The sequence below is a fragment of the Pseudomonas sp. NFACC08-1 genome, from assembly GCF_900106735.1.
Lineage (GTDB): Bacteria > Pseudomonadota > Gammaproteobacteria > Pseudomonadales > Pseudomonadaceae > Aquipseudomonas > Aquipseudomonas fluorescens_Q.
The window spans coordinates 253,079-272,090 of sequence record NZ_FNNL01000009.1; the positions used below are offsets into that span (position 1 = coordinate 253,079).

19 protein-coding genes, 1 tRNA gene and 1 pseudogene are annotated in these 19,012 nt (G+C 59.1%); 15 read left to right on the forward strand and 6 right to left on the reverse strand.

Translation table 11 applies throughout. The annotated features are described in order from the left end of the window. Positions 1 to 124: 124 nt before the first annotated feature. Both BLU76_RS20000 and BLU76_RS20005 read right to left on the reverse strand, forming a co-directional pair. Entirely contained in the window at positions 125 to 406 is a 282-nt protein-coding gene (locus BLU76_RS20000) for a peptidylprolyl isomerase (protein WP_003200262.1), read from the reverse strand. A 96-nt stretch (positions 407 to 502) separates the two neighbouring features. Continuing rightward, the gene (locus BLU76_RS20005) at positions 503 to 1,381 is read right to left on the reverse strand and encodes an esterase/lipase family protein (RefSeq protein ID WP_092224027.1); all 879 of its coding nucleotides are present in this window, start codon (positions 1,379 to 1,381) and stop codon (positions 503 to 505) included. A 325-nt stretch (positions 1,382 to 1,706) separates the two neighbouring features. On the opposite strand from BLU76_RS20005, the gene BLU76_RS20010 reads away from it, so the two are divergent. Then, positions 1,707 to 2,768 carry a hypothetical protein gene (locus BLU76_RS20010; RefSeq protein ID WP_256572683.1) on the forward strand — a complete coding sequence of 354 codons (1,062 nt, stop codon included), beginning with the start codon at positions 1,707 to 1,709 and terminating at the stop codon, positions 2,766 to 2,768. Positions 2,769 to 2,992: 224 nt separating this feature from the next. Here BLU76_RS20010 and BLU76_RS20015 read toward each other — a convergent pair whose 3' ends face one another. Continuing rightward, positions 2,993 to 4,060: a 3-deoxy-7-phosphoheptulonate synthase gene (locus tag BLU76_RS20015; protein WP_092224029.1), complete on the reverse strand. Its 1,068-nt coding sequence runs from the start codon at positions 4,058 to 4,060 to the stop codon at positions 2,993 to 2,995. Positions 4,061 to 4,676: 616 nt separating this feature from the next. Between BLU76_RS20015 and BLU76_RS20020 the strand changes: the two genes are divergently transcribed. The 14 genes from BLU76_RS20020 to BLU76_RS20080 all read left to right on the forward strand — a co-directional run bounded on the left by BLU76_RS20020 (position 4,677) and on the right by BLU76_RS20080 (position 15,730). Continuing rightward, positions 4,677 to 5,438 (forward strand): carbon-nitrogen hydrolase family protein, encoded by a 762-nt coding sequence (locus tag BLU76_RS20020; RefSeq protein ID WP_092224031.1) that lies wholly within the window; start codon positions 4,677 to 4,679, stop codon positions 5,436 to 5,438. Positions 5,439 to 5,445: 7 nt separating this feature from the next. Continuing rightward, positions 5,446 to 5,880: a GNAT family N-acetyltransferase gene (locus BLU76_RS20025; protein WP_092145659.1), complete on the forward strand. Its 435-nt coding sequence runs from the start codon at positions 5,446 to 5,448 to the stop codon at positions 5,878 to 5,880. 126 nt (positions 5,881 to 6,006) lie between these two features. Next, the gene (uvrY, locus tag BLU76_RS20030; RefSeq protein WP_003200277.1) at positions 6,007 to 6,648 is read left to right on the forward strand and encodes a response regulator transcription factor GacA; all 642 of its coding nucleotides are present in this window, start codon (positions 6,007 to 6,009) and stop codon (positions 6,646 to 6,648) included. A 2-nt stretch (positions 6,649 to 6,650) separates the two neighbouring features. Continuing rightward, entirely contained in the window at positions 6,651 to 8,474 is a 1,824-nt protein-coding gene (uvrC, locus tag BLU76_RS20035; protein ID WP_092145661.1) for an excinuclease ABC subunit UvrC, read from the forward strand. A gap of 32 nt (positions 8,475 to 8,506) precedes the next feature. Further along, entirely contained in the window at positions 8,507 to 9,067 is a 561-nt protein-coding gene (pgsA, locus tag BLU76_RS20040) for a CDP-diacylglycerol--glycerol-3-phosphate 3-phosphatidyltransferase (protein ID WP_092224033.1), read from the forward strand. Between the two features lie 63 nt (positions 9,068 to 9,130). After that, a tRNA-Gly gene (locus BLU76_RS20045) sits at positions 9,131 to 9,206 on the forward strand. Between the two features lie 226 nt (positions 9,207 to 9,432). Continuing rightward, a complete protein-coding gene (locus BLU76_RS20050; protein WP_092145663.1) occupies positions 9,433 to 9,732 on the forward strand; it encodes an Arm DNA-binding domain-containing protein in 300 nt (99 codons plus the stop codon). Positions 9,733 to 9,739: 7 nt separating this feature from the next. Further along, entirely contained in the window at positions 9,740 to 9,910 is a 171-nt protein-coding gene (locus tag BLU76_RS31580; RefSeq protein ID WP_170867308.1) for a hypothetical protein, read from the forward strand. Positions 9,911 to 10,065: 155 nt separating this feature from the next. Further along, positions 10,066 to 10,470 carry a response regulator gene (locus tag BLU76_RS20055; protein WP_371856950.1) on the forward strand — a complete coding sequence of 135 codons (405 nt, stop codon included), beginning with the start codon at positions 10,066 to 10,068 and terminating at the stop codon, positions 10,468 to 10,470. A gap of 177 nt (positions 10,471 to 10,647) precedes the next feature. Further along, positions 10,648 to 11,559, forward strand: coding sequence for a LysR family transcriptional regulator (locus tag BLU76_RS20060; RefSeq protein ID WP_092145667.1), 912 nt, complete (start codon positions 10,648 to 10,650; stop codon positions 11,557 to 11,559). Positions 11,560 to 11,671: 112 nt separating this feature from the next. Then, positions 11,672 to 12,601, forward strand: coding sequence for a hydroxymethylglutaryl-CoA lyase (locus BLU76_RS20065; RefSeq protein WP_092145669.1), 930 nt, complete (start codon positions 11,672 to 11,674; stop codon positions 12,599 to 12,601). A gap of 26 nt (positions 12,602 to 12,627) precedes the next feature. Further along, on the forward strand, positions 12,628 to 13,935 hold the full coding sequence (locus BLU76_RS20070; protein ID WP_256572684.1) for a CaiB/BaiF CoA transferase family protein: 1,308 nt from the start codon (positions 12,628 to 12,630) through the stop codon (positions 13,933 to 13,935). Then, the gene (locus tag BLU76_RS20075; protein WP_092145671.1) at positions 13,830 to 14,354 is read left to right on the forward strand and encodes a gamma carbonic anhydrase family protein; all 525 of its coding nucleotides are present in this window, start codon (positions 13,830 to 13,832) and stop codon (positions 14,352 to 14,354) included. Before BLU76_RS20070 ends, BLU76_RS20075 begins: the two co-directional genes overlap by 106 nt. 62 nt (positions 14,355 to 14,416) lie before the next feature. Then, on the forward strand, positions 14,417 to 15,730 hold the full coding sequence (locus BLU76_RS20080) for an MFS transporter (protein WP_092145673.1): 1,314 nt from the start codon (positions 14,417 to 14,419) through the stop codon (positions 15,728 to 15,730). Positions 15,731 to 15,776: 46 nt separating this feature from the next. Here BLU76_RS20080 and BLU76_RS20085 read toward each other — a convergent pair whose 3' ends face one another. From BLU76_RS20085 to BLU76_RS20095, 3 genes and pseudogenes are all read right to left on the reverse strand, one after another. Further along, complete coding sequence (locus BLU76_RS20085) at positions 15,777 to 16,823, reverse strand: AraC family transcriptional regulator (protein ID WP_092145721.1); 1,047 nt, start codon at positions 16,821 to 16,823, stop codon at positions 15,777 to 15,779. A 139-nt stretch (positions 16,824 to 16,962) separates the two neighbouring features. Beyond that, positions 16,963 to 17,280, reverse strand: a pseudogene (locus BLU76_RS20090) (transposase); the annotation flags it as partial. Between the two features lie 257 nt (positions 17,281 to 17,537). After that, positions 17,538 to 19,004, reverse strand: a complete 1,467-nt coding sequence (locus tag BLU76_RS20095; protein ID WP_092145675.1) for an FAD/NAD(P)-binding protein — start codon at positions 19,002 to 19,004, stop codon at positions 17,538 to 17,540. Positions 19,005 to 19,012 lie beyond the last annotated feature (8 nt).

A 19,012-nucleotide genomic window follows, 5' to 3' on the forward strand; every position in this document is an offset into this window, starting at 1 on the left:
TCAGCCTTAAAGCCGGGTGATCGATGACACGAGTTGTACGCGAGCGGCGCCTGGATCGCCAGCCCCGTGTGACCCAAACACAACGGCCCACCGAAGGGCGGGCCGTCATGTCGATAAATCGGGATCAGTCCTGGCGGCTGGTGACTTCCAGCAGGTGGTAGCCGAACTGGGTCTTGACCGGGCCCTGGACCACATTGATCGGGGCACTGAATACCACGGTGTCGAATTCCTTGACCATCTGGCCCGGGCCGAACGAACCCAGGTCGCCGCCCTGACGGCTGGACGGGCAGGAGGAGTTGGCCTTGGCAACTTCGGCGAAATCGGCGCCGGCTTCGATCTGGGCCTTGAGTTCGTTGCACTTGTCTTCGGTGGAAACCAGGATGTGGCGGGCAGTGGCTTTGGCCATGGGGGAAATTCCTTTCGATATTTTTAAAGGTGTTGAGCCTACCGGATTCATTGACCGGTTGTTGTCAAAATTGCGTCAAAACCTTGAACCGGACGATCAAAGGCCGGCTTTGCGCAGGCGTTCGGCGTGGCGCAGGTAGAGCTCCGTCGGGTCGGTACCTCGGCGTACTGGGTCGGTCGCCGGGTTGAGGGTACTCATGTGGTGCAGGGGATAGTTGGAGCGAATGACCTTGCCCAGGTGCGAGCTGAAGCGTCCGACCATGCCATCGTTCTGCCCGGCTTCGGTAATGAAGTATTCGGAAAAGGCGCGGCAGAAGGCGTGCACAGGGTCCATGGCCGGGCGTCCTTCTTCCTGTGCATCTGGCAACGTGCCGCTCCAGGAGTAGTAGCGCACACCGTTGACCTTGTTCGGGCCACTTTCCCCCCAATGCCTTGGCAGGCCTTGGGGGTATTTGTCATTGAACGCGCCGACGCCTTCGGTGGTCAGCGCAGCCAGCGCGGCAACGGCGGCTGGCGGGAGCTGAGGCTGGCCATCGAGCAAGGAGATGAAGTCGGCGAACAGCGTGGCGACTTTACTGGCGACGGGGCCCGGCAGCCGCCCCGGGGTGAGGGCCTTGTGCAGGAAGTCGGCCAGTTCGGAACCATGGTTGGGGCCGCTGACCGATGTCACTGAGGCAACCCGGCCGGGCGCCAGGGCGGCGGCATAGCGGGCGGCCAGCGCACCCTGGCTGTGGCCGATCAGGTTGACCTTTGTGGTGTCGGTACCGCTCAGGATCAGGTCCATCTGCGCCAGCAACTGCTCGCCGCGGGCCTCATTGGAATGGGTGGCCGACAGGTAGGGGATAAACACCCGGGCACCGGCGAGGCGCAGTGCCTGTTTGATGCCATGGAAAAGTTCGAAGCCGCCGATCCTGTCAAACCCGAACAACCCATGGATCAGCAGGATGGGGAATTGAGTGGTTGCATTCCGTTGCATGTTCGTACCTTTTTCGAAGAGGTTCACGTTGAGATTGCGACCTCACTCTAATGCAGGCTTTTGTTGGGCGGTGTAGGAAGAAACCGCAGTGACTTACTGAAACTGGAATAAAAAAAGTGGGAAGAATCGGACAAGAAGCCCGGCGGCGCCAAAGGTGCCTGGATACTTCCGATGGCCCTTGTGGGTTTGCAGCTACAGCTTCAAGCGCCAAGGACCACTGATGCCGTTGTCTTGTCTGACTGCGGGGGGCGAGGCGGTCGGGTTTTAATGGCTGTGTCGGGCGCCGTCGTGTGGCGGAGCCTTCATCCAAGGACTGGAACCACGCATGACTACTTACCGATCCGCCCAACCACCCCAACTCAGATCGCCAGCGAGGCTGTTGGCGCCTTCTCTGCCTGCCGCCAAGGGCGGGGTGATCAACCCCGCCTGGAGGAAAGCGGTCATCACCGTGAAGCCTTATCCGCTGATGGCGTGTGGGGATGAGGTGTCGCTGTGTTGGCTAGGGCTCAATTCAGACGCCCAGCCCTACTGGCATGAAGAAAGCCGGTTCGTGACGGAGCGCCAGGTTGGGCGAGACGTCGTTTTCGTCGTACGAGAGCGGCATATCGCCGAGCTGGATGGCGGCTCGCTGGAGATTTCCTACCGAGTGACTGGCAAGCAATTGCCGGCCGCGCTGGACTCGGAGCCCCTTCAACTGCAGATCGGTGATGCACCCTTGCAACTGCTGGCCGCCGTTGCCGACGATGCGGTGGGTGGCAGCCTTGATCCGGCCCGGGTGCCAGAAGGCACGCGTTTGACCATCCGGCCTTATCCCAGAATGGCCGTAGGGGACCGCCTGATTCTGATCGCCAGTCGGGAGGATAAGGCGCTCTGGCGCGATGTGCTGGAGATAGAGGCCCACGCCATCGGTCGCGAGGTATCGTTCTGGATCGATCATTCGCAAATCGCGCCCCATGTCGGCCACGGACTGAGCTTGGCTTATGTCGTCCGCCACGGACATTCGGTACGCCGCGCCGAGCCCTTGTCGTTGCACATAGGCCCTCTGGTGCGCCCAGCGCTGAAGGCGCCTCGGATCCTGGGGGTGGCGGAGGGGGTGGTGGAGGTCGATGAGCTTCAGGGTGGGCTGACGGTCGTCATTGACGGTGCTGGACTTGAGGCGGGCGAGTTGGTCTGGTTCCAGTGCAATGGCAACTATGCCCATGTCGAAGAGCGGGAAATCACCGAGGACACGACCGGTCAGCCGGTCAGCTTCGTCGTGCCGGCGGCGTATTGGCAGGAGCAGCGCGACCGATCGGTGCGTCTGTTTTATCAGGTCGAGCGCCTGGATGATGTCAGCCAGCAATCCGACTGGGTCGCGGTCCAGGTGCGTTCCAAGGCGCAGAGTTGAGTAGATGAAAAAAAGTGGCGAGGGAGCTTGCTCCCGCTGGCTGCGCAGTAGCCCTTTTGTGTGAGCGCTTCGCACTCAAGCGGAAGCAAACTCTTGTAGAGAAAAATTTATCTAATTGATTTTAAAGATAAATTATTTGCCGATTTACCGGCATGTGCTCTGCGCGACAGCGCAGCCTCATCGCAGGCTGCGGGGGCTCCCTCGCCACATAACCCAGGAAAGTCTTAAGTGGACAGCCATTTCCCATGGGCCTGGCGCAACAACTGCTCGGTGGATTCCCAGCCCAGGCAACCGTCGGTGACCGATACGCCGTAGCGCATCGATGTGCCCAGCGGTTGGCAGCCTTCGAACAGATGGCTTTCGAGCATCATGCCGATCAGGGCGCGGTTGCCTTGCAGGCGTTGTTCCAGCACGTCATTGAACACCTGCGGCTGACGCAACGGGTCTTTGCCGCTGTTGGCGTGGCTGCAGTCCACCATGATCCGGGCCGGTATCTTGAGGCGGGTCAGGTCGTGGTGTATCTGCGTGACGCTCTGTTGGTCGTAGTTCGGCCCGCGATGACCACCGCGCAGCACCAGGTGAGTGTCGGGGTTGCCCGGCGTCTGGATGATCGCCGGATGCCCCTGGCTGTCTACGCCGAAATGCCGATGGGGATGGGCAGCAGAACGCATGGCATCGCAGGCGATGCCGACCCCGCCGTCGGTGCCGTTCTTGAACCCCACGGGCATGCCCAGGCCGCTGGCCATTTCCCGATGGATCTGCGATTCGGTGGTGCGTGCGCCGATGGCGACCCAACTGAGCAGGTCATCGAAGTAGCTGGCGGCCATGGGTTGCAGCAGTTCGGTGGCGACAGGTAAACCAAGCTGCAACATCTCTCGCATCAGTTCCCGGGACAAGGTCAGGCCCGCGGCCATGTCATCGCTGCCATCCAGGCCAGGATCGTAGGCCAGGCCTTTCCAGCCTACGGTCGTGCGGGGCTTTTCCACGTAGGCGCGCATGACCAGCAGCATGCTGTCGCTCACTTCATGGGCCACGCGAGCCAGGTTGGCGGCGTATTCAAGGGCGGACTTCGGGTCGTGGATCGAGCAGGGGCCGACGATGACCAGCAGGCGGGAGTCCTCACCGTCGAGGATCGCGCGGATGGCCTGGCGATGGGCGCTGACTTGCTGGCTCAACGCGGTGCTGAGCGGCAATTGGTGCTTGAGTTGCAACGAGCTCGGCAGACGCAGGGTCAGGGCTTCGTTGGCAGGGTTGAGCGTGGACAGCGGCAAAGCGGAGACGGACGAATTCATGATCTGGCTTCCTGGACGGGCGGCGGGTTCGTTCCCGCGCGCCGGTCCTAGTGGGGTGTTCGACAATTGGCCGGATTGGCCCGCAATTGAGGCTTGCCACCGGTAGGTGACCGATCGGAGGCGGCAGGCTGTCCCGAGCGGTGGCTGGTAAATCGCCAGGCGGAAAAACTGTCGTAACGGTAATAAGTGGCGTAGTTCATGGCTCAATCCTCAAGTTGTCTGGTGTCGCAAATGTGTGGGGCCTGAAAAAACAAAACCCCCGGTCGGGAGGCCGACCGGGGGTTTGGAAAACTCTGGAAGGCGACCCGTTTAAAGTGGGCGCCGGTTGGGTATCAGGCGCGCCAGTGGCTAAACCAATACCCAAAATAAAAGCTGACCGGAGTTTGAACACTGTTCGCCCAGGCAGCCGCAACCGAGCGCGGGGCGCTGGCGGTTTGAAGCGATGAGAGGGCGTTGAACATGGTCTGTCTCCGATGAATGGCCCTGAGCTTACTAGAGGGCGGGGCGCCGGTTCAATCAGAAAATTCTATCGAGGGCATGCAATTGTTCGTCCCGGCTTGAGTCCGCTGGGCTTTATGACAAACTTCAGGTTTGCAGCGCCTACCAAGGATGATCCATGACCGCTCCAGCCTTCGCCGCCGCCCAGTCGATCTCCATCGCGGGGGACGTTCGCGCCAACCTCCTGCGTCATCAGCATTTCATGCAGGCGGCCGCTGAACAGGGCGTGCAGTTGTTAGTGTTTCCTGAGCTATCACTCACCGGCTACGAAGGCGGCCTGGCGGCGGATCTGGCCATCCTGCCGGAGGATGCCATATTGCAACCGCTGCGCGACTTGGCCCGCGAGCTCGGCCTGACAGCGGTGGTGGGCATGCCGATTCGCCTGTCGGCGGACGCCCCGGTGTTGATCGGTGCGTTGGTCCTCGGTGCCGACGGCTCCCTCGGGGTCTACAGCAAGCAGCATCTGCACCCAGGGGAAGAAGTCGCCTTCGCCCCGGGGCATGGTGGCTCGATGCTGACAATGGGGCAGGATTGCATCGCCCTGGCGGTATGCGCCGATTTTTCCCACGCCAGCCATTCTGCCGCGGCAGCTGGGCAGGGCGCTACGCTCTATGCGGCGGGGGTGTTGATCACCGAGGCTGGCTACGTGTCCGATACGGCATTGCTGCAAGGATATGCCCGGCAGCATGCCATGACCGTGCTGATGGCCAATCATGGCGGCGCCACCGGAGGCTGGGAATCGGCTGGTCGCAGTGCCATCTGGGGGCCGGACGGTTCGCTGCTCGCGGCAGCGCCCGGCGCGGGCGAGCTGTTGGTGATCGCCCGCCGCGAAGTCAACGGCTGGGCAGGACAAGTCGTGCCGGTGGCAGTGCTTGGATGAGGTGTCCATGAGCTTCGAGTGGCGTGCGGCAACGGCAGGGGACATTGACTTCGCCCGGCAGCTGACCTGCGACAACATGCTTGCTTATTACCTCAAGCATGATTTGCTCTGGCAGGACGAAGCGTTCGACTTGGCCTGGATCATTCGCCAGAACTGGATAATCAGTCGTGCCGGTCAGGTTTTGGGCTTTGTCAGTCTCAGTCGTGACGCCCGGGCGTTGTATATCCGGGAGCTGCAGATCGACGAGGCGTTTCGTGGGCAGGGCGCCGGGACTTGGGCGATCGGACAGGTTTGGGGCTTGGTGGGCCTGGAGCGTCGCCCGGCGCTGCGCCTGACGGTGTTCAAGGAAAATCCGGCCAGGGCGTTGTACGAACGCATGGGCCTGCGCGTCGTGGGCGAAGACGAATATTTCCTGAGGATGCAGCGAGACGCCGGTGCTTGAAGCCTCGGACGTTGTGCCAATAAAGATGTGTTGTAACTTTTATCTGTTCCTTTGCGCTAGGTCTGCTGGACGCTTTTTGCTAAGGTGTTGTGCAACCCAAATAAGACCAAATCGTGAGGTGTCTGCTTGATTAGGGTGTTAGTGGTCGATGACCATGATCTCGTCCGTACGGGCATTACACGAATGCTGGCTGACATCGATGGCCTGCAGGTAGTTGGCCAAGCTGAATCCGGGGAAGAATCCCTGATCAAAGCGCGCGAATTGAAGCCCGACGTGGTGTTGATGGACGTCAAGATGCCTGGCATCGGTGGCCTTGAGGCCACGCGCAAACTGCTGCGCAGTCACCCTGACATCAAGGTGGTCGCGGTGACCGTATGCGAGGAGGATCCGTTTCCCACCCGGCTGTTGCAGGCGGGCGCGGCAGGCTACCTCACCAAGGGCGCTGGCTTGAACGAGATGGTCCAGGCCATTCGTCTGGTTTTTGCCGGGCAACGCTACATCAGCCCGCAAATCGCCCAGCAATTGGCGATCAAGTCGTTCCAGCCAACCAACGATTCTCCCTTCGATGCACTGTCGGAGCGGGAAATCCAGATTGCGCTGATGATTGTCGGTTGCCAGAAGGTGCAGATCATCTCCGACAAGCTGTGCCTGTCGCCAAAAACCGTCAACACCTACCGCTATCGTATTTTCGAGAAGCTTTCGATCAGCAGTGACGTCGAATTGACACTGTTGGCGGTGCGCCACGGCATGGTCGATGCCAGCGCCTGAAAATGACTGATTTGTTTGATCCAAGCGCGTTCCTGTCCACTTGCAGCGGTCGCCCCGGCGTGTACCGCATGTTCGATGGCGACGCACGCCTGCTTTATGTCGGCAAGGCCAAGAATCTCAAGAAACGCCTGGCCAGTTACTTTCGCAAGACCGGCCTCGCCCCGAAGACCTCTGCCCTGGTGGGGCGCATCGCGCAAATCGAAACGACGATCACCGCCAATGAAACCGAGGCCCTGCTGCTCGAGCAGACGCTGATCAAGGAATGGCGCCCGCCGTACAACATCCTGTTGCGCGACGACAAATCCTACCCCTACGTGTTTCTGTCCGACGGGGCGTTTCCGCGCCTGAGCATTCATCGGGGTGCCAAGAAGGCCAAGGGCAGGTATTTCGGCCCTTATCCCAGCGCCGGGGCGATTCGTGAAAGCCTCAGCCTGCTGCAGAAGACCTTCTTCGTTCGCCAATGTGAAGACAGCTACTACAAGAACCGCACCCGGCCCTGCCTGCAGTACCAGATCAAGCGCTGCAAGGCGCCTTGCGTGGGCTTTGTCGAGCCGCAGGTCTACGCCGAGGATGTGCGTCACTCGGTGATGTTCCTGGAGGGGCGCAGCAATGCGCTGACCGATGAGCTGTCGGCAGCCATGGAGGACGCGGCGGTCAACCTTGAATTCGAACGGGCCGCCGAGCTGCGCGACCAGATCGGCCTGCTGCGCCGCGTGCAAGACCAGCAAAGCATGGAAGGCGGCAGTGGCGATGTCGATGTGGTTGCCGCGTTCATCAACCCAGGCGGCGCCTGCGTGCACTTGATCAGTGTGCGCGGCGGTCGGGTGCTGGGCAGCAAGAACTTCTTTCCTCAAGTGGGCATCGAGGAAGACGTGTCCGAGGTCATGGCGGCGTTTCTGGGCCAGTACTACATCAGCAGTCCGGAACGCGACCTGCCTGCCGAGCTGATCGTCAACGTGGTCCATGAGGACTTCCCGGCCCTGATCGAAGCCATCGACAAGCTCCGTGGTCGTGAACTGACCATCAGCCACCGTGTTCGCGGTACCCGAGCCCGTTGGCAGCAACTGGCCGTGACCAACGCCGAACAGGCCCTGGGCGCACGCTTGGCCAACCGCCAACACGTGGCGGCGCGGTTCGATGCCTTGGCCGAAGTGCTGAACCTGGACGAGCCGCCGCAGCGGCTGGAGTGCTATGACATCAGCCATTCCAGCGGCGAGGCGACCGTGGCGTCCTGCGTGGTGTTCGGTCCGGAAGGCCCGATCAAGTCCGACTACCGCCGTTACAACATCGAAGGCGTCACGCCGGGCGATGACTATGCGGCGATGCATCAGGCGTTGATGCGGCGCTTCGGCAAGCTGAAGGACGGGGAGGGCAAGTTGCCGGACATCCTCCTGGTGGACGGCGGCAAAGGCCAGTTGTCCATGGCCCGCGATGTGCTCAATGAGTTGATGGTCCCGGACCTGATCCTGCTAGGCGTGGCCAAGGGCGCGACGCGCAAGGCTGGTTTCGAGACCTTGTACCTGAACGATGCCGCCCATGAATTCACTCTCAAGGGCGATTCGCCAGCGCTGCACCTGATCCAACAGATTCGCGACGAAGCCCACCGTTTCGCCATCACCGGACACCGTGCCCGCCGTGGCAAGACGCGCCGGACGTCTACACTGGAAGGTGTGGCAGGCGTCGGCCCGACGCGACGCCGCGACTTGTTGAAACATTTTGGTGGATTGCAGGAACTGTCTCGTGCCAGCATCGAGGAGATAGCCAAAGCACCCGGTATCAGTAAAAAGCTCGCAGAGTCGATTTATGCAAACCTGCATAGCGAGTAGAATGCCCGTCAACCTCGTAGCCAGTTGTGCCGATGAATATCCCAAACCTGATTACCGTCCTACGCGTCCTGCTCATCCCGATCTTCATATTGCTGTTCTATTTGCCGTACCACTGGAGCTACGTGGCCTCCGCCTCGGTCTTCGCCTTCGCCGCCGCGACGGACTGGCTGGATGGTTACCTGGCCCGACGCCTTGAGCAGAGCACGCCGTTCGGCGCGTTCCTCGATCCGGTGGCCGACAAGCTGATGGTCGCGGTGGCCCTGGTGCTGCTGGTGCAGGAACATGGCAACCTCTGGCTGACCTTGCCGGCGGCGGTGATCATTGGCCGCGAAATCGTCGTCTCGGCACTCCGGGAATGGATGGCTGAACTGGGCGCTCGTGCCCAGGTCGCCGTGTCGAACCTCGGCAAATGGAAAACCGCGGCGCAGATGCTCGCGCTGGTGATCCTGCTGGCCAACCCGTCGGACTTCAGCCTCTGGGTGCTGTTGGGCTATGCGCTGCTGCTGGTTTCCGCTGGGTTGACGTTGTGGTCAATGGTCCAATACCTGCGCGCCGCCTGGCCGCATCTGCGGACGGATGTAGAGCCGAAATAAAACTTTTTTGAATCAAAGGGTTGACGGCGTAATCTGAATCTATAGAATGCGCCACACCAAGACGCGGGAATAGCTCAGTTGGTAGAGCACGACCTTGCCAAGGTCGGGGTCGCGAGTTCGAGTCTCGTTTCCCGCTCCAATTATTTTTCTATTGGCTTCTATTGAAGCCTTTAGAAATTAAAAAAGAGACTTCGGTCTCTTTTTTTGTTTCCGGTAAGTTCCACTCGATACCACGACTAGCCACGATTTTTCAGTACATTTTTTAGTACATCAATTCGGCATTTGGGTAAATCACTTTTTCGTGGTACTCGCCTCACTGGAAACCTTACAAATCTCCTCTATTCAAACGAGACGGAGTTTGTACAATGGCTCTCACCGACACTGCAGTCCGGCATGCTAAACCCCGTGCGAAGGACTACACCCTCCCTGACTACAATGGCCTCGCTCTTTTCGTGAATATGAAAGGCGCCAAGTACTGGCACTTCCGCTTTTCCTGGGCGGATAAGCAACCCCGTATTTCTCTCGGTACCTATCCTGAAATTAGCTTACGAGATGCTCGCGCTCTGCGTGACGTTGCCAGAGCGCTGGTCGCCAGGGGCATCGATCCGCGTGTCTATCGGCAGCTGGAGCGTAATGCTAGACGCCTGGCCACGGAAAACGCCTGAAAAACGGTTGTTCAGCATTGAAAGTGATACGCAAGTTGAGCTGGTCGAGACCAACAACTCCGCCATCAGTGTGTCCGGCCTGACCAACCGCTTCGCCTTGCTCGCCCGCTCCGAGCAGGCTGTACCGGGCCTGTGGCAGCCGGCAGCGCAAGGCTCGGGTGACGTGCGACATGGCTAACAACAGCCGGGTAATCGTCGTATGCTCTTTTTATGGCCTCGCCGTCATTGGCTTGTGCACAGATGCCACTGTGGCGTACTGACGCCTCGGCCTGGACGAGGCGAGTTTGTACCGAAATTTGGGTGATATGTTCAGCTCTGGAGGGTACTTTGAACGTGAATTGGGAAGGGTTACAGCCAATTCGAGGGGAGGTTATCGTCATCGAAGATGACCCCATCTTACAATCGCTGCTCACCAACATCATGGTAGAGATTGGCGCTAGAACTATCGCATTTGACACGGCTGATGATGCCTTAACCTACCTGCTCGAAGGACAGGGCCGGTGCGCCATCGTTATTGCAGATCATGGTGTTCCTGGTCAGGTAAAAGGTATCGAATTCATAGAAATGGTTAAAGGTCGTTGGCCTCACATTGCCGCAATTCTTACCTCCGGGTACCAAATTGAATTAGGCGCTGTTCCGGCAGACACCATTTACCTGCATAAGCCTTGGTCATTGGATGAGATGGTTGTCGCTGTGGCTACGCTCCTTCAGCCGGAGACCCCGATACAGAAACCCTGAGTCACGCCACCCTCACATTTAAGCTGAAGTCCGATCCACACGAGTAGAATGAACAGTTCTCGGGTGTTCCGTTCCAGATAGGTCGACATGTACAGGTCTGCCGATGGGCCTAATCAGCTATCGGAGTAATCACCGGCAAACCGCTCAAACAACCGCCGGCCAGCATGGAGAGTGTAAATGCAGCACCTGGATCATTTCTCCTTGCACCTGTTCATTCTGGTTTGCGAGGAAGGCACAATCGCGCGGGCCAGTCAGCGGGCTTTCATTGCTCCGTCGGCGGTAAGCAAACGAATCTCAGACATCGAAGCACGTTTCGGCACGCCATTGTTCAAACGCAGCAAGCGCGGGGTAGAGCCCACACCGGCGGGGCAAGCCTTGCTTCGGCATGCGCGTTCGCTCACGCGGGCGATGGAAAGGCTGGACAGTGAACTCAGTGAATACGCCGAAGGCGCTCGCGGGCATGTTCGGGTCTTGGCGAATGTGTCATCGATCATGGAGTTTTTGCCGGAAGAGCTGTCGGATTTCATGTTGAACAACCCCAGAATCCAGGCCGATATCGAAGAGCGCTTCAGCCCGGAGGTGGTCCGTGGGGTGGCTGAAGGCAATGCCGATCTAGGTATTTGTCGGCAGTCAATGGCAGTGGGAGATCTGGAGTTCCTGCCTTACCGCCAGGACCATCTGGCGGTTGTGGTCAGCGCAACTCACCCCTTGGCGGATCACACTCGCATAACCTTCGAAGAAACGCTGGCCTTTGATCACCTGGGGCTGTCCGCCTTCGCCACACTCAATACCTTCATGCGTGAAGAGGCGAAAAAGCAGGGCAGGGAGTTGCGCTTCCGATCTTATGTATCGTCGTTTGATGCTGCATTCCGCCTGCTTCAGTTCGGTCTGGGTCTGGCCGTGTTTCCGCTTGAAGCGGTGGCGCGATATGCGCAGTTGTTCGACCTACGCGTTATCCCGTTGGCTGACGATTGGGCACTGGGTGAGTTCGTGATTTGCGTGCGTGACCGCGAAGCGCTGTCACTTTCAGCCCGCCGGCTATTGGATCATCTGCTGTTACGTGCGCCACCGCGACAAACTGCCCGCTGAGGGATGAGCCTATCCATCGTGGCTGACGATGGATCAGGCCGTAAATGAAGTCTTTTCGAGGGGATGACGTCTCTCTAGTCTGAGGGTGTGCTCCAGCCTATGAGAGACCTTCATGACAACAATAACGATCAATGAAGTCGGCATGCGCGATGGCTTGCAAAGTCTTCAAGCCATCATGCCGACCGCTGCCAAATGCCAATGGATCGATGAAGCCTATGCCGCTGGTATGCGCCATATGGAAGTCGCGTCCTTCGTGCCGGCTAAACTGCTGCCGCAAATGGCCGATGCCAGGGAAGTCGTTGCCCACGCCTTGAGTTTTCCGAATCTGGTCGTGTCGGTCCTGGCCCCGAACCTGCGTGGCTGTCGTGATGCGCTTGAGTCCGGTGCCCATCGAATCATAGCCCCCGTTTCCGTCAGCGCCGCTCACAGTCTGGCCAATGTGCGGCGCACGCCATTGGAAATGGTCGAAGAGCTCTCGCGGATGTGCCAGTTGCGCGATGAGTTGGGGCTGCACCAGGTTCAGATCATCGCCGGCATGTCCGTCGCGTTCGGCTGCACCCGCCAGGGGGATGTGCCATTGAATGATCTTTGCGAACTAACCGGCCATGTACTGGAGGCTGGTTGCGATCTGGTGTCGCTCGGCGATACGACGGGCTATGCCCACCCAGGCCAGGTGGCGCGCACGCTGCAGGCGGTCCGGGCCATCGCCGGCGAAAAGCTCAGGGCCGCGCATTTCCACGATACCCGTGGTCTGGCCCTCGCCAATAGCCTGGTCGCGGTGCAGCAAGGCATTACCGAGTTGGACTCTTCACTGGCGGGCCTGGGCGGCTGTCCGTTCGCACCGGGAGCATCCGGCAATACCGTGACCGAAGACTTGGTGTTCATGCTGCAAAGCATGGGTTATGACACGGGCATCGATCTGGTTGCATTGATCGCATCACGGGAGGTGCTGCGCGCCGCCTTGCCGGATGAAACTCTTTACGGCTGCGTCGCCCGCGCCGGATTACCACTCAACTACAAGCCATCTGCCTATCGCGCTTGAGCCTGTTGCGATCAAGGAAAACGCTAATGTCCAGACTTCCATTGGACGGCATTCGTGTCGTCGAAATTTCTCATATGGTGATGGGACCGACCTGCGGAATGATCCTGGGAGACCTCGGCGCAGAGGTCATCAAGATCGAGCCAATTCGTGGCGACGGTACGCGCCGTCTGCTGGGGGCCGGTGCCGGTTTCTTTCGTACCTTCAACCGTAACAAGCAGTGCATCGCTGTCGACGTCAATACCCCACAAGGGCGAGATGCGGTGCTGGAACTGATCGACACCGCCGACGTGTTCATCGAAAACTTCAAGCCCGGGCGGATGCAAGAACTTGGATTCGGTTACGCAGCGATTCGTGAACGCAACCCGCGCATCATCTACGCCTCGCATAAAGGTTTTCTCAACGGACCTTACGACAATCGCCTGGCGCTGGATGAGGTGGTGCAGATGATGGCGGGGCTGGCCTACATGACAGGGCCTGTCGGCAGGCCATTGCGCGCTGGCAGTTCAGTGAACGACATCATGGGCGGTATGTTCGGTGCAATCGGCGTGCTTGCGGCACTGAACGAGCGCAACATCACCGGCGCCGGCCGTGAAGTCCAGAGTGCACTGTACGAGAACTGCGTATTGCTCGCGGCCCAGCACATGCAGCAATACGTCGTCACCGGCCAGGCGGCCGCCCCGATGCCGAACCGTATCAGTGCCTGGGCCATCTACGATGTATTCCAGTTTGCCGGAGGCGAGCAGATGTTCGTCGCCGCCACGGGCGAAGGTCAGTGGAGCGCCTTGTGTCAGTTGCTGGGCCAGACGGCCTTGCTCGACGACCAAAGCCTCGCCACCAATAACGACCGGGTGCTGCAGCGCCCCCGGCTATTGGCCGACCTGGCAGAAGTATTCGCGACCATGGATGCCAAGGCGCTGGCTCTTGAGTTGGAAGCGAACGGTATCCCCTTTGCACCGATTCGTCGTCCCGAGGAATTGTTCGCGGATCCTCATCTGCTGCAAAGCGGCGGCCTGGCGGATCTGCAGCTTGAGGACGGGTCCCTGACTGCCATGCCCCTGCTGCCGTTGTCTCTGGATGGCGAGCGGCTGCAACCCCGTCGATCGATACCTCGTATCGGTGAACATACCCACAAGGTTATGCGGGAGCTGGGTTACAGCGACGAGCATATAGCCCAGCTGTGTGCGGCCGGTGTCCTGAAAACCGACGATCAGCCTGAGGAGGCGTTGCCATGGCTATCTATCAGTACGACACGTTTATCCCCGCGATCCACGCCGAAACCTTCGTTGCCGATGAGGCCACAGTCATTGGTGCTGTCACGCTGGAACAAGGAGTAAGTATCTGGCCCCAGGCCGTTTTGCGCGGCGACAACGAACCGATTCGAATCGGCCAATGCAGCAACGTACAGGAAGGCGCCGTGCTGCATGCTGACCCTGGATTCCTGCTGACCGTGGGGGCGGGGGTCACCATCGGCCACCAGGCCATGCTGCACGGTTGCACGATCGGCGATGGCGCGTTGATCGGGATTCAAGCGGTTGTGCTCAACGGTGCGGTCATCGGCAAACACTGCCTGGTTGGCGCCGGGGCGATTGTGACCGAGGGCAAGGTATTTCCGGACAACTCCCTGATTCTGGGGGCACCGGCCAAAGTCGTGCGCGAACTGAGCTCTGAAGCGATTGCCGACATGCAACGTAATGCCTCGGGCTACGTCACCAAGGGGCTTGCCTTCAAGGACAGATTGACTCGAATCGGTTAATCCCGGAGGACACCCGTCCGGAAGCATTTCCTCTCCAATAACTACAAGAATGGAGAAACACTATGGTAGCCATGACTGGCGCGATGACGCTTGCGCGCAGTGAAGAAATCAATGAACTGCTGCTCTATCGACGTGTGGCCTGGCGCATCATGCCCCTGGCGATAATCTGCTTTCTTTTTTCCTATTTCGACCGGATCAACATCAGCTTTGCCAAGACCCAGATGCAGCATGAGTTGGGCTTGACCGACGCTGCGTACGGCCTGGCCGCGAGTATGTTTTTCATCGGCTATGTGCTTTTCGAAGTCCCCAGCAGTATCGGCCTCAAACGGTACGGAGCGCCCGCCTGGATCTGCCGAATCATGGTTTCCTGGGGGCTGGCCACGGCCGCACTGATGTTCGCCTATACCCAATACACACTTTATTTCCTTCGGTTTCTGATTGGTGTCATGGAGGCCGGCTTCGGCCCGGCGATCCTGTTCTACCTGGCTTGCTGGTTTCCGAAAAAGCACCTGGCCAAGATGAATGGTCTGTGGTTCCTGTCGGTCCCCCTGGCGGGCGCCGTCGGCGGCCCCGCTGCGGGTATTTTGCTTGGGACGATGGATGGCGTGTTCGGCCTTGCCGGATGGCATTGGTTGTTCCTGATGTCCGGGCTGCCGTGTGTCGGACTGGGTGTGCTGGTCCTGTGGAAACTTGACCGCGACATCGAGTCGGCCAAATGGCTGACCCGGGGCGAGAAAGATCTGCTTGTCGCCAACCTGGAGCAGGACAAAGCCAACCAGAAGCCGGTACTGGGATCACTGTGGCGAGTGTTGTTCACGCGGGAAGTAGCGATCATGGCGTTCATCTACTTTGTGATCAAGACGGCTTCCTATGGACTTAATTTCTGGATGCCGCATCTGATCAAATCTTCGGGTATTCAAAGCCTCTTCTGGGTGGGGATGCTCTCGGCATTGCCATATATCGTCGCGTGTGTCGGTATGATTCTGCTGACCCGCCGCTCCGATCGTACAGGCGAGCGTAAAGGCTATCTTGTCCTGTGTCTGATGGCGGCCGCCGTCGGCTATGTGTTGGCCTGCCTGTTCTCTGAATCATCCTGGGCGATGATGGCGGCGCTGGTCCTCGCAACGGCGGGCACCTTTATAGCCATCCCGATTTTCTGGACGATTCCGCAATCTACGTTTTCTGGACTGGCCATTGCCACGGGAACTGCAGCGATCAATTCCATTGGTCAGCTCAGTGGCATGATTGCGCCTGTCATGGTGGGCAAGATTAACGATGTTTCTGGCACCACCTATATGGGCATGCTTTCCATCGCTCCGCTGATTGTGATCGCCAGCTTCGTTGTCCTGCGCTACGTCAAGAATCCCAAGTCCTGACAGCGTGTCCACAGCAGATGCCCTTCGCATGGAGGGCCGCTCTCTGTCATGCTTGCCGATGTTCGCCTGGCAGCATTCCCGACCAACGTTTAAAAGCGCGCCTGAAACTATGCGCATCGCTGAAGCCTATGGCGTGGCCGATATCGGCGATCTTCATATCCGTATGGCGGAGTAAATCGCGGGCCCGCTCGTGCCGTATCTGGTCGAAAAGCTCGCTGTAGGTTATCCCTAACTCAGTCAGTTTTCGGCGTAGCGTGCGTTCACTCATATTCAGTTGGTTCGAAATCACCTGCAGCGCCTCTGGGTTCTGCAGGTTGAGGCGGATCTGGCTTAAAACGGTTTCAATGAGCTCGTTGCGAATGACATGTCGAATCAGCATCTTGTCCAGGTGGGCGCGCAGGGGACCACAGGTAATATCGTCATAGTCTGGAAGCTGTGTATTCAACCAATGGATTCCGCTCACCAGACGGTTGCCACCGGCCATGAATTTGACGGGGCAACGGAAAGATCGCCTGTAGGCATCGGCATAGGCTGGGCGAGCATAAGACAACTCCACCCGCAGGGGATTGAAGGACGGACCCACGAGCCGTCGCACGATGGCCACGGCACTGGAGAACGCTTCCTCGACCAGAAAAGGTTCGATTTCAATATCAAAAACCTTCGACTTGACCGCGATGACCAATTCACTGGCGTTAAACTTGGCTCGGTGCTCCAACAAGGCGCCGGTGTCGCCCTGGTGTTCCAGGCCATAGGTGATCGCCTCTCCGAGCGTCTTGCACGTTAGCATCGCCAAGCCAGCCAATCCCCAGGACACGGTCGTCTGGCGACTGCCGGTGGAAAGACCCAGTGCAGGATCGCGTAACGCTCGCTGCGTTCGGGTGATCAGCGACCGTGTTTGCCGGTAGGACAAGCGCATCTCAAGATCGAGCAGTTCATCGTACCCGAAGCCCAAGCCACGGCAGACCCGTTCCGTCGAAAGTCCGCTTTCACTCAATAGGCCGAGGAGGGCACGCGCAACGTTGGGGACTACAACCGCTTCGTTATGCTGAGGATTGTCTGTCCAATGAGTGGTTCCGGCCTTGATCTTTAGCATGGTCACACGAGCTCTCTTGGCATCGGGCATCTTGCGGGGCGGGTATTTTTCCTCTGTATCGCATTATCATCTGCCTCCAACGTTCTTGATGACGTCGTGCGGCTTTATTGTAAGCGCACGGGCAAACCGTCTTGCACGACTAAGCCGGACGCCACCTATGTGGTAGCAGCGCTGCAATCTCACTCGCCCGCTGCGTAGGCAGGCGCGTCAGCACATCCTTCAGGTAGGCATACGGATCGCGCCCATTGTTTCGGGCCGACTGGACCAAACTCATGATCGTAGCGGCGCGTTTGCCGCTGCGTAGCGACCCAGCAAAGAGCCAATTCTTGCGCCCCAGCGCCCAAGGCCGTATCTGGTTTTCACACTAATTATTGTCAATGGGCACAGCCCCGTCATCGAGGTAGCGCGACAGCGCCGTCCAGCGTTTCAAGCTGTAATCCAGGGCTTTGCCAATGGCTCGAACCTTTGTGCACTATGTCGCGCGGGGGCGGGCATTGGCAGTTTCTAGTGTGGGGGCTTGCGTTCAAGGATAGAACATGCGGATTGACGCGGTTCGCGGTGCACTTGGCAGACCGCAGTCTCTGTGGGAGCGAGCTCTGCTCGCGATAGCGGTCTGCCTGAACCGGTGATGTTGGATGTGCCACGCTATCGACCCCAGAAGCGTGCCTTGGATTACCGGATCTTTGGTTTGCTCTGGCTCATCCTTACTGGCTGCTACGTTCGCCCTCCGGCATTTGGCGTGCTTTTCCGGTCAATGGCAATCGCCAGCTGGTCTTGAGGCGTTTCACGCAGCTTGGGACGCAGCCCATTGCCCACCGGTGCATCTGCTAGCAAAGTGGTCATGCGGGTGGCCAACTTGATAGAAAAGCGCCGCAGCTCGGGTACTGCCGTGGCCTCCCAATACTGGGCTTTGAGCATGGGCCCCACGTAACTAAGCCAGGGTATCGGTTGATAGTGCTGATCCAGTACGCACAATTGCTCGTCCACCAAGATCCCGAAACCACAAGGGGCGGCGCTGATAAGTCCTTGCTCCAGCAAGTTATTGACCAAGGGAGACTCGACTCGCTGGATATCGAGATTGGGACCGGTGCAATTGATAATTCTGCTGACCTTGAGCGATTCAGTTGCCTGGTCGCTGCGCCGTCGAAAGTCAACAATCAGGCCTTCGCCCAGCAGCGCCACGTTAATCAGCCTGCCGGCATGAATAGCCAACTGGCCAGTGTTCAGATAGTGCTGAAAGTGTTCGAAAGTCGCTGGTGCCAAACGGTGACGGTGGACGTCCCACCAAGGCTGGACATGTCGCAGGAATTGTCGCTGCTGCGTGGTATCCATCGCCGACCAGAGTTTTTGTACCCAGGGGCGTAGGCTGTCAACCACGGCTCGCCAGTCGCCGCCTTGGTGCTGGTGCGCTTTGACCCGCTTGCGCAGCGTCGCCATCAATTGTCGAGGTGAACCGCGTCCCAGGTGCAAGGGAGCGGAAAGAGGCGCAACGGCCTCCTGGAGATGACCCAAGGGCAAAAGTCCGCGCCGCGAGAGTAGATGGATAGGACCTCGATGGCCCTTTTGGACCAGCTGCAGCGCCATGTCCACCGCCGTCAGGCCAGTGCCGATCAACAGTACCGCGGCGGCTGGATCAGACGCCAAGCAAGTAGGTGGTTCCCAGGGATCGTGCACATAAGTTTCCGGGCGCAAGGTCTTGTTCAAGTTGCAGCAGTCGGCGGGAGGGAAGTTGCCAAAGGCGAGGATCACATGATCCGCCTCAAGGATACGCCCGTCCGACAGCTTGAGCTGGGCGCCGTCGCCGTAGGGTTGCACCTGTGTGACCTGCGCGACAATCCGTGACAGTTGTACGCCAGGATTGAATCGTTCAGCGCTGTCGAGGACATCGTTCAAGTAGCTGCCATAGAGGCTGCGACTGACGTACGAGGTGGGCTCGACATGGTAGTGCCGGCTTTTGCAGAACCTCAGAAAGTCTTCCGGAACGTCGTCCAGCGCGCTCATTTTTCCAATGCTGGCGTTCAATAAATGGAGGGGGCTGTTGGTGCCGTAGGCCAGCCCCCGGGCCATAGCCCGCGTGCGGTTGATCAATATGATGCGCAGGTTGGTGAAACCGCTGCGTAGGATCTGTGCCGCGGTGGCCACACCGCTGAAGCCAGCACCGACGATAACAAGCGTCTTCATGATGGTTG

What these genes read in the sequence shown, in the direction of transcription:
- BLU76_RS20000 (WP_003200262.1), bottom strand. Translation starts at nt 406, where the DNA reads ATGGCCAAAGCCACTGCCCGCCACATCCTGGTTTCCACCGAAGACAAG.
- BLU76_RS20005 (WP_092224027.1), bottom strand. Translation starts at nt 1,381, where the DNA reads ATGCAACGGAATGCAACCACTCAATTCCCCATCCTGCTGATCCATGGG.
- BLU76_RS20010 (WP_256572683.1), top strand. Translation starts at nt 1,707, where the DNA reads ATGACTACTTACCGATCCGCCCAACCACCCCAACTCAGATCGCCAGCG.
- BLU76_RS20015 (WP_092224029.1), bottom strand. Translation starts at nt 4,060, where the DNA reads ATGAATTCGTCCGTCTCCGCTTTGCCGCTGTCCACGCTCAACCCTGCC.
- BLU76_RS20020 (WP_092224031.1), top strand. Translation starts at nt 4,677, where the DNA reads ATGACCGCTCCAGCCTTCGCCGCCGCCCAGTCGATCTCCATCGCGGGG.
- BLU76_RS20025 (WP_092145659.1), top strand. Translation starts at nt 5,446, where the DNA reads ATGAGCTTCGAGTGGCGTGCGGCAACGGCAGGGGACATTGACTTCGCC.
- uvrC (WP_092145661.1), top strand. Translation starts at nt 6,651, where the DNA reads ATGACTGATTTGTTTGATCCAAGCGCGTTCCTGTCCACTTGCAGCGGT.
- pgsA (WP_092224033.1), top strand. Translation starts at nt 8,507, where the DNA reads ATGAATATCCCAAACCTGATTACCGTCCTACGCGTCCTGCTCATCCCG.
- BLU76_RS20050 (WP_092145663.1), top strand. Translation starts at nt 9,433, where the DNA reads ATGGCTCTCACCGACACTGCAGTCCGGCATGCTAAACCCCGTGCGAAG.
- BLU76_RS20060 (WP_092145667.1), top strand. Translation starts at nt 10,648, where the DNA reads ATGCAGCACCTGGATCATTTCTCCTTGCACCTGTTCATTCTGGTTTGC.
- BLU76_RS20065 (WP_092145669.1), top strand. Translation starts at nt 11,672, where the DNA reads ATGACAACAATAACGATCAATGAAGTCGGCATGCGCGATGGCTTGCAA.
- BLU76_RS20070 (WP_256572684.1), top strand. Translation starts at nt 12,628, where the DNA reads ATGTCCAGACTTCCATTGGACGGCATTCGTGTCGTCGAAATTTCTCAT.
- BLU76_RS20075 (WP_092145671.1), top strand. Translation starts at nt 13,830, where the DNA reads ATGGCTATCTATCAGTACGACACGTTTATCCCCGCGATCCACGCCGAA.
- BLU76_RS20080 (WP_092145673.1), top strand. Translation starts at nt 14,417, where the DNA reads ATGGTAGCCATGACTGGCGCGATGACGCTTGCGCGCAGTGAAGAAATC.
- BLU76_RS20085 (WP_092145721.1), bottom strand. Translation starts at nt 16,823, where the DNA reads ATGCTAAAGATCAAGGCCGGAACCACTCATTGGACAGACAATCCTCAG.
- BLU76_RS20095 (WP_092145675.1), bottom strand. Translation starts at nt 19,004, where the DNA reads ATGAAGACGCTTGTTATCGTCGGTGCTGGCTTCAGCGGTGTGGCCACC.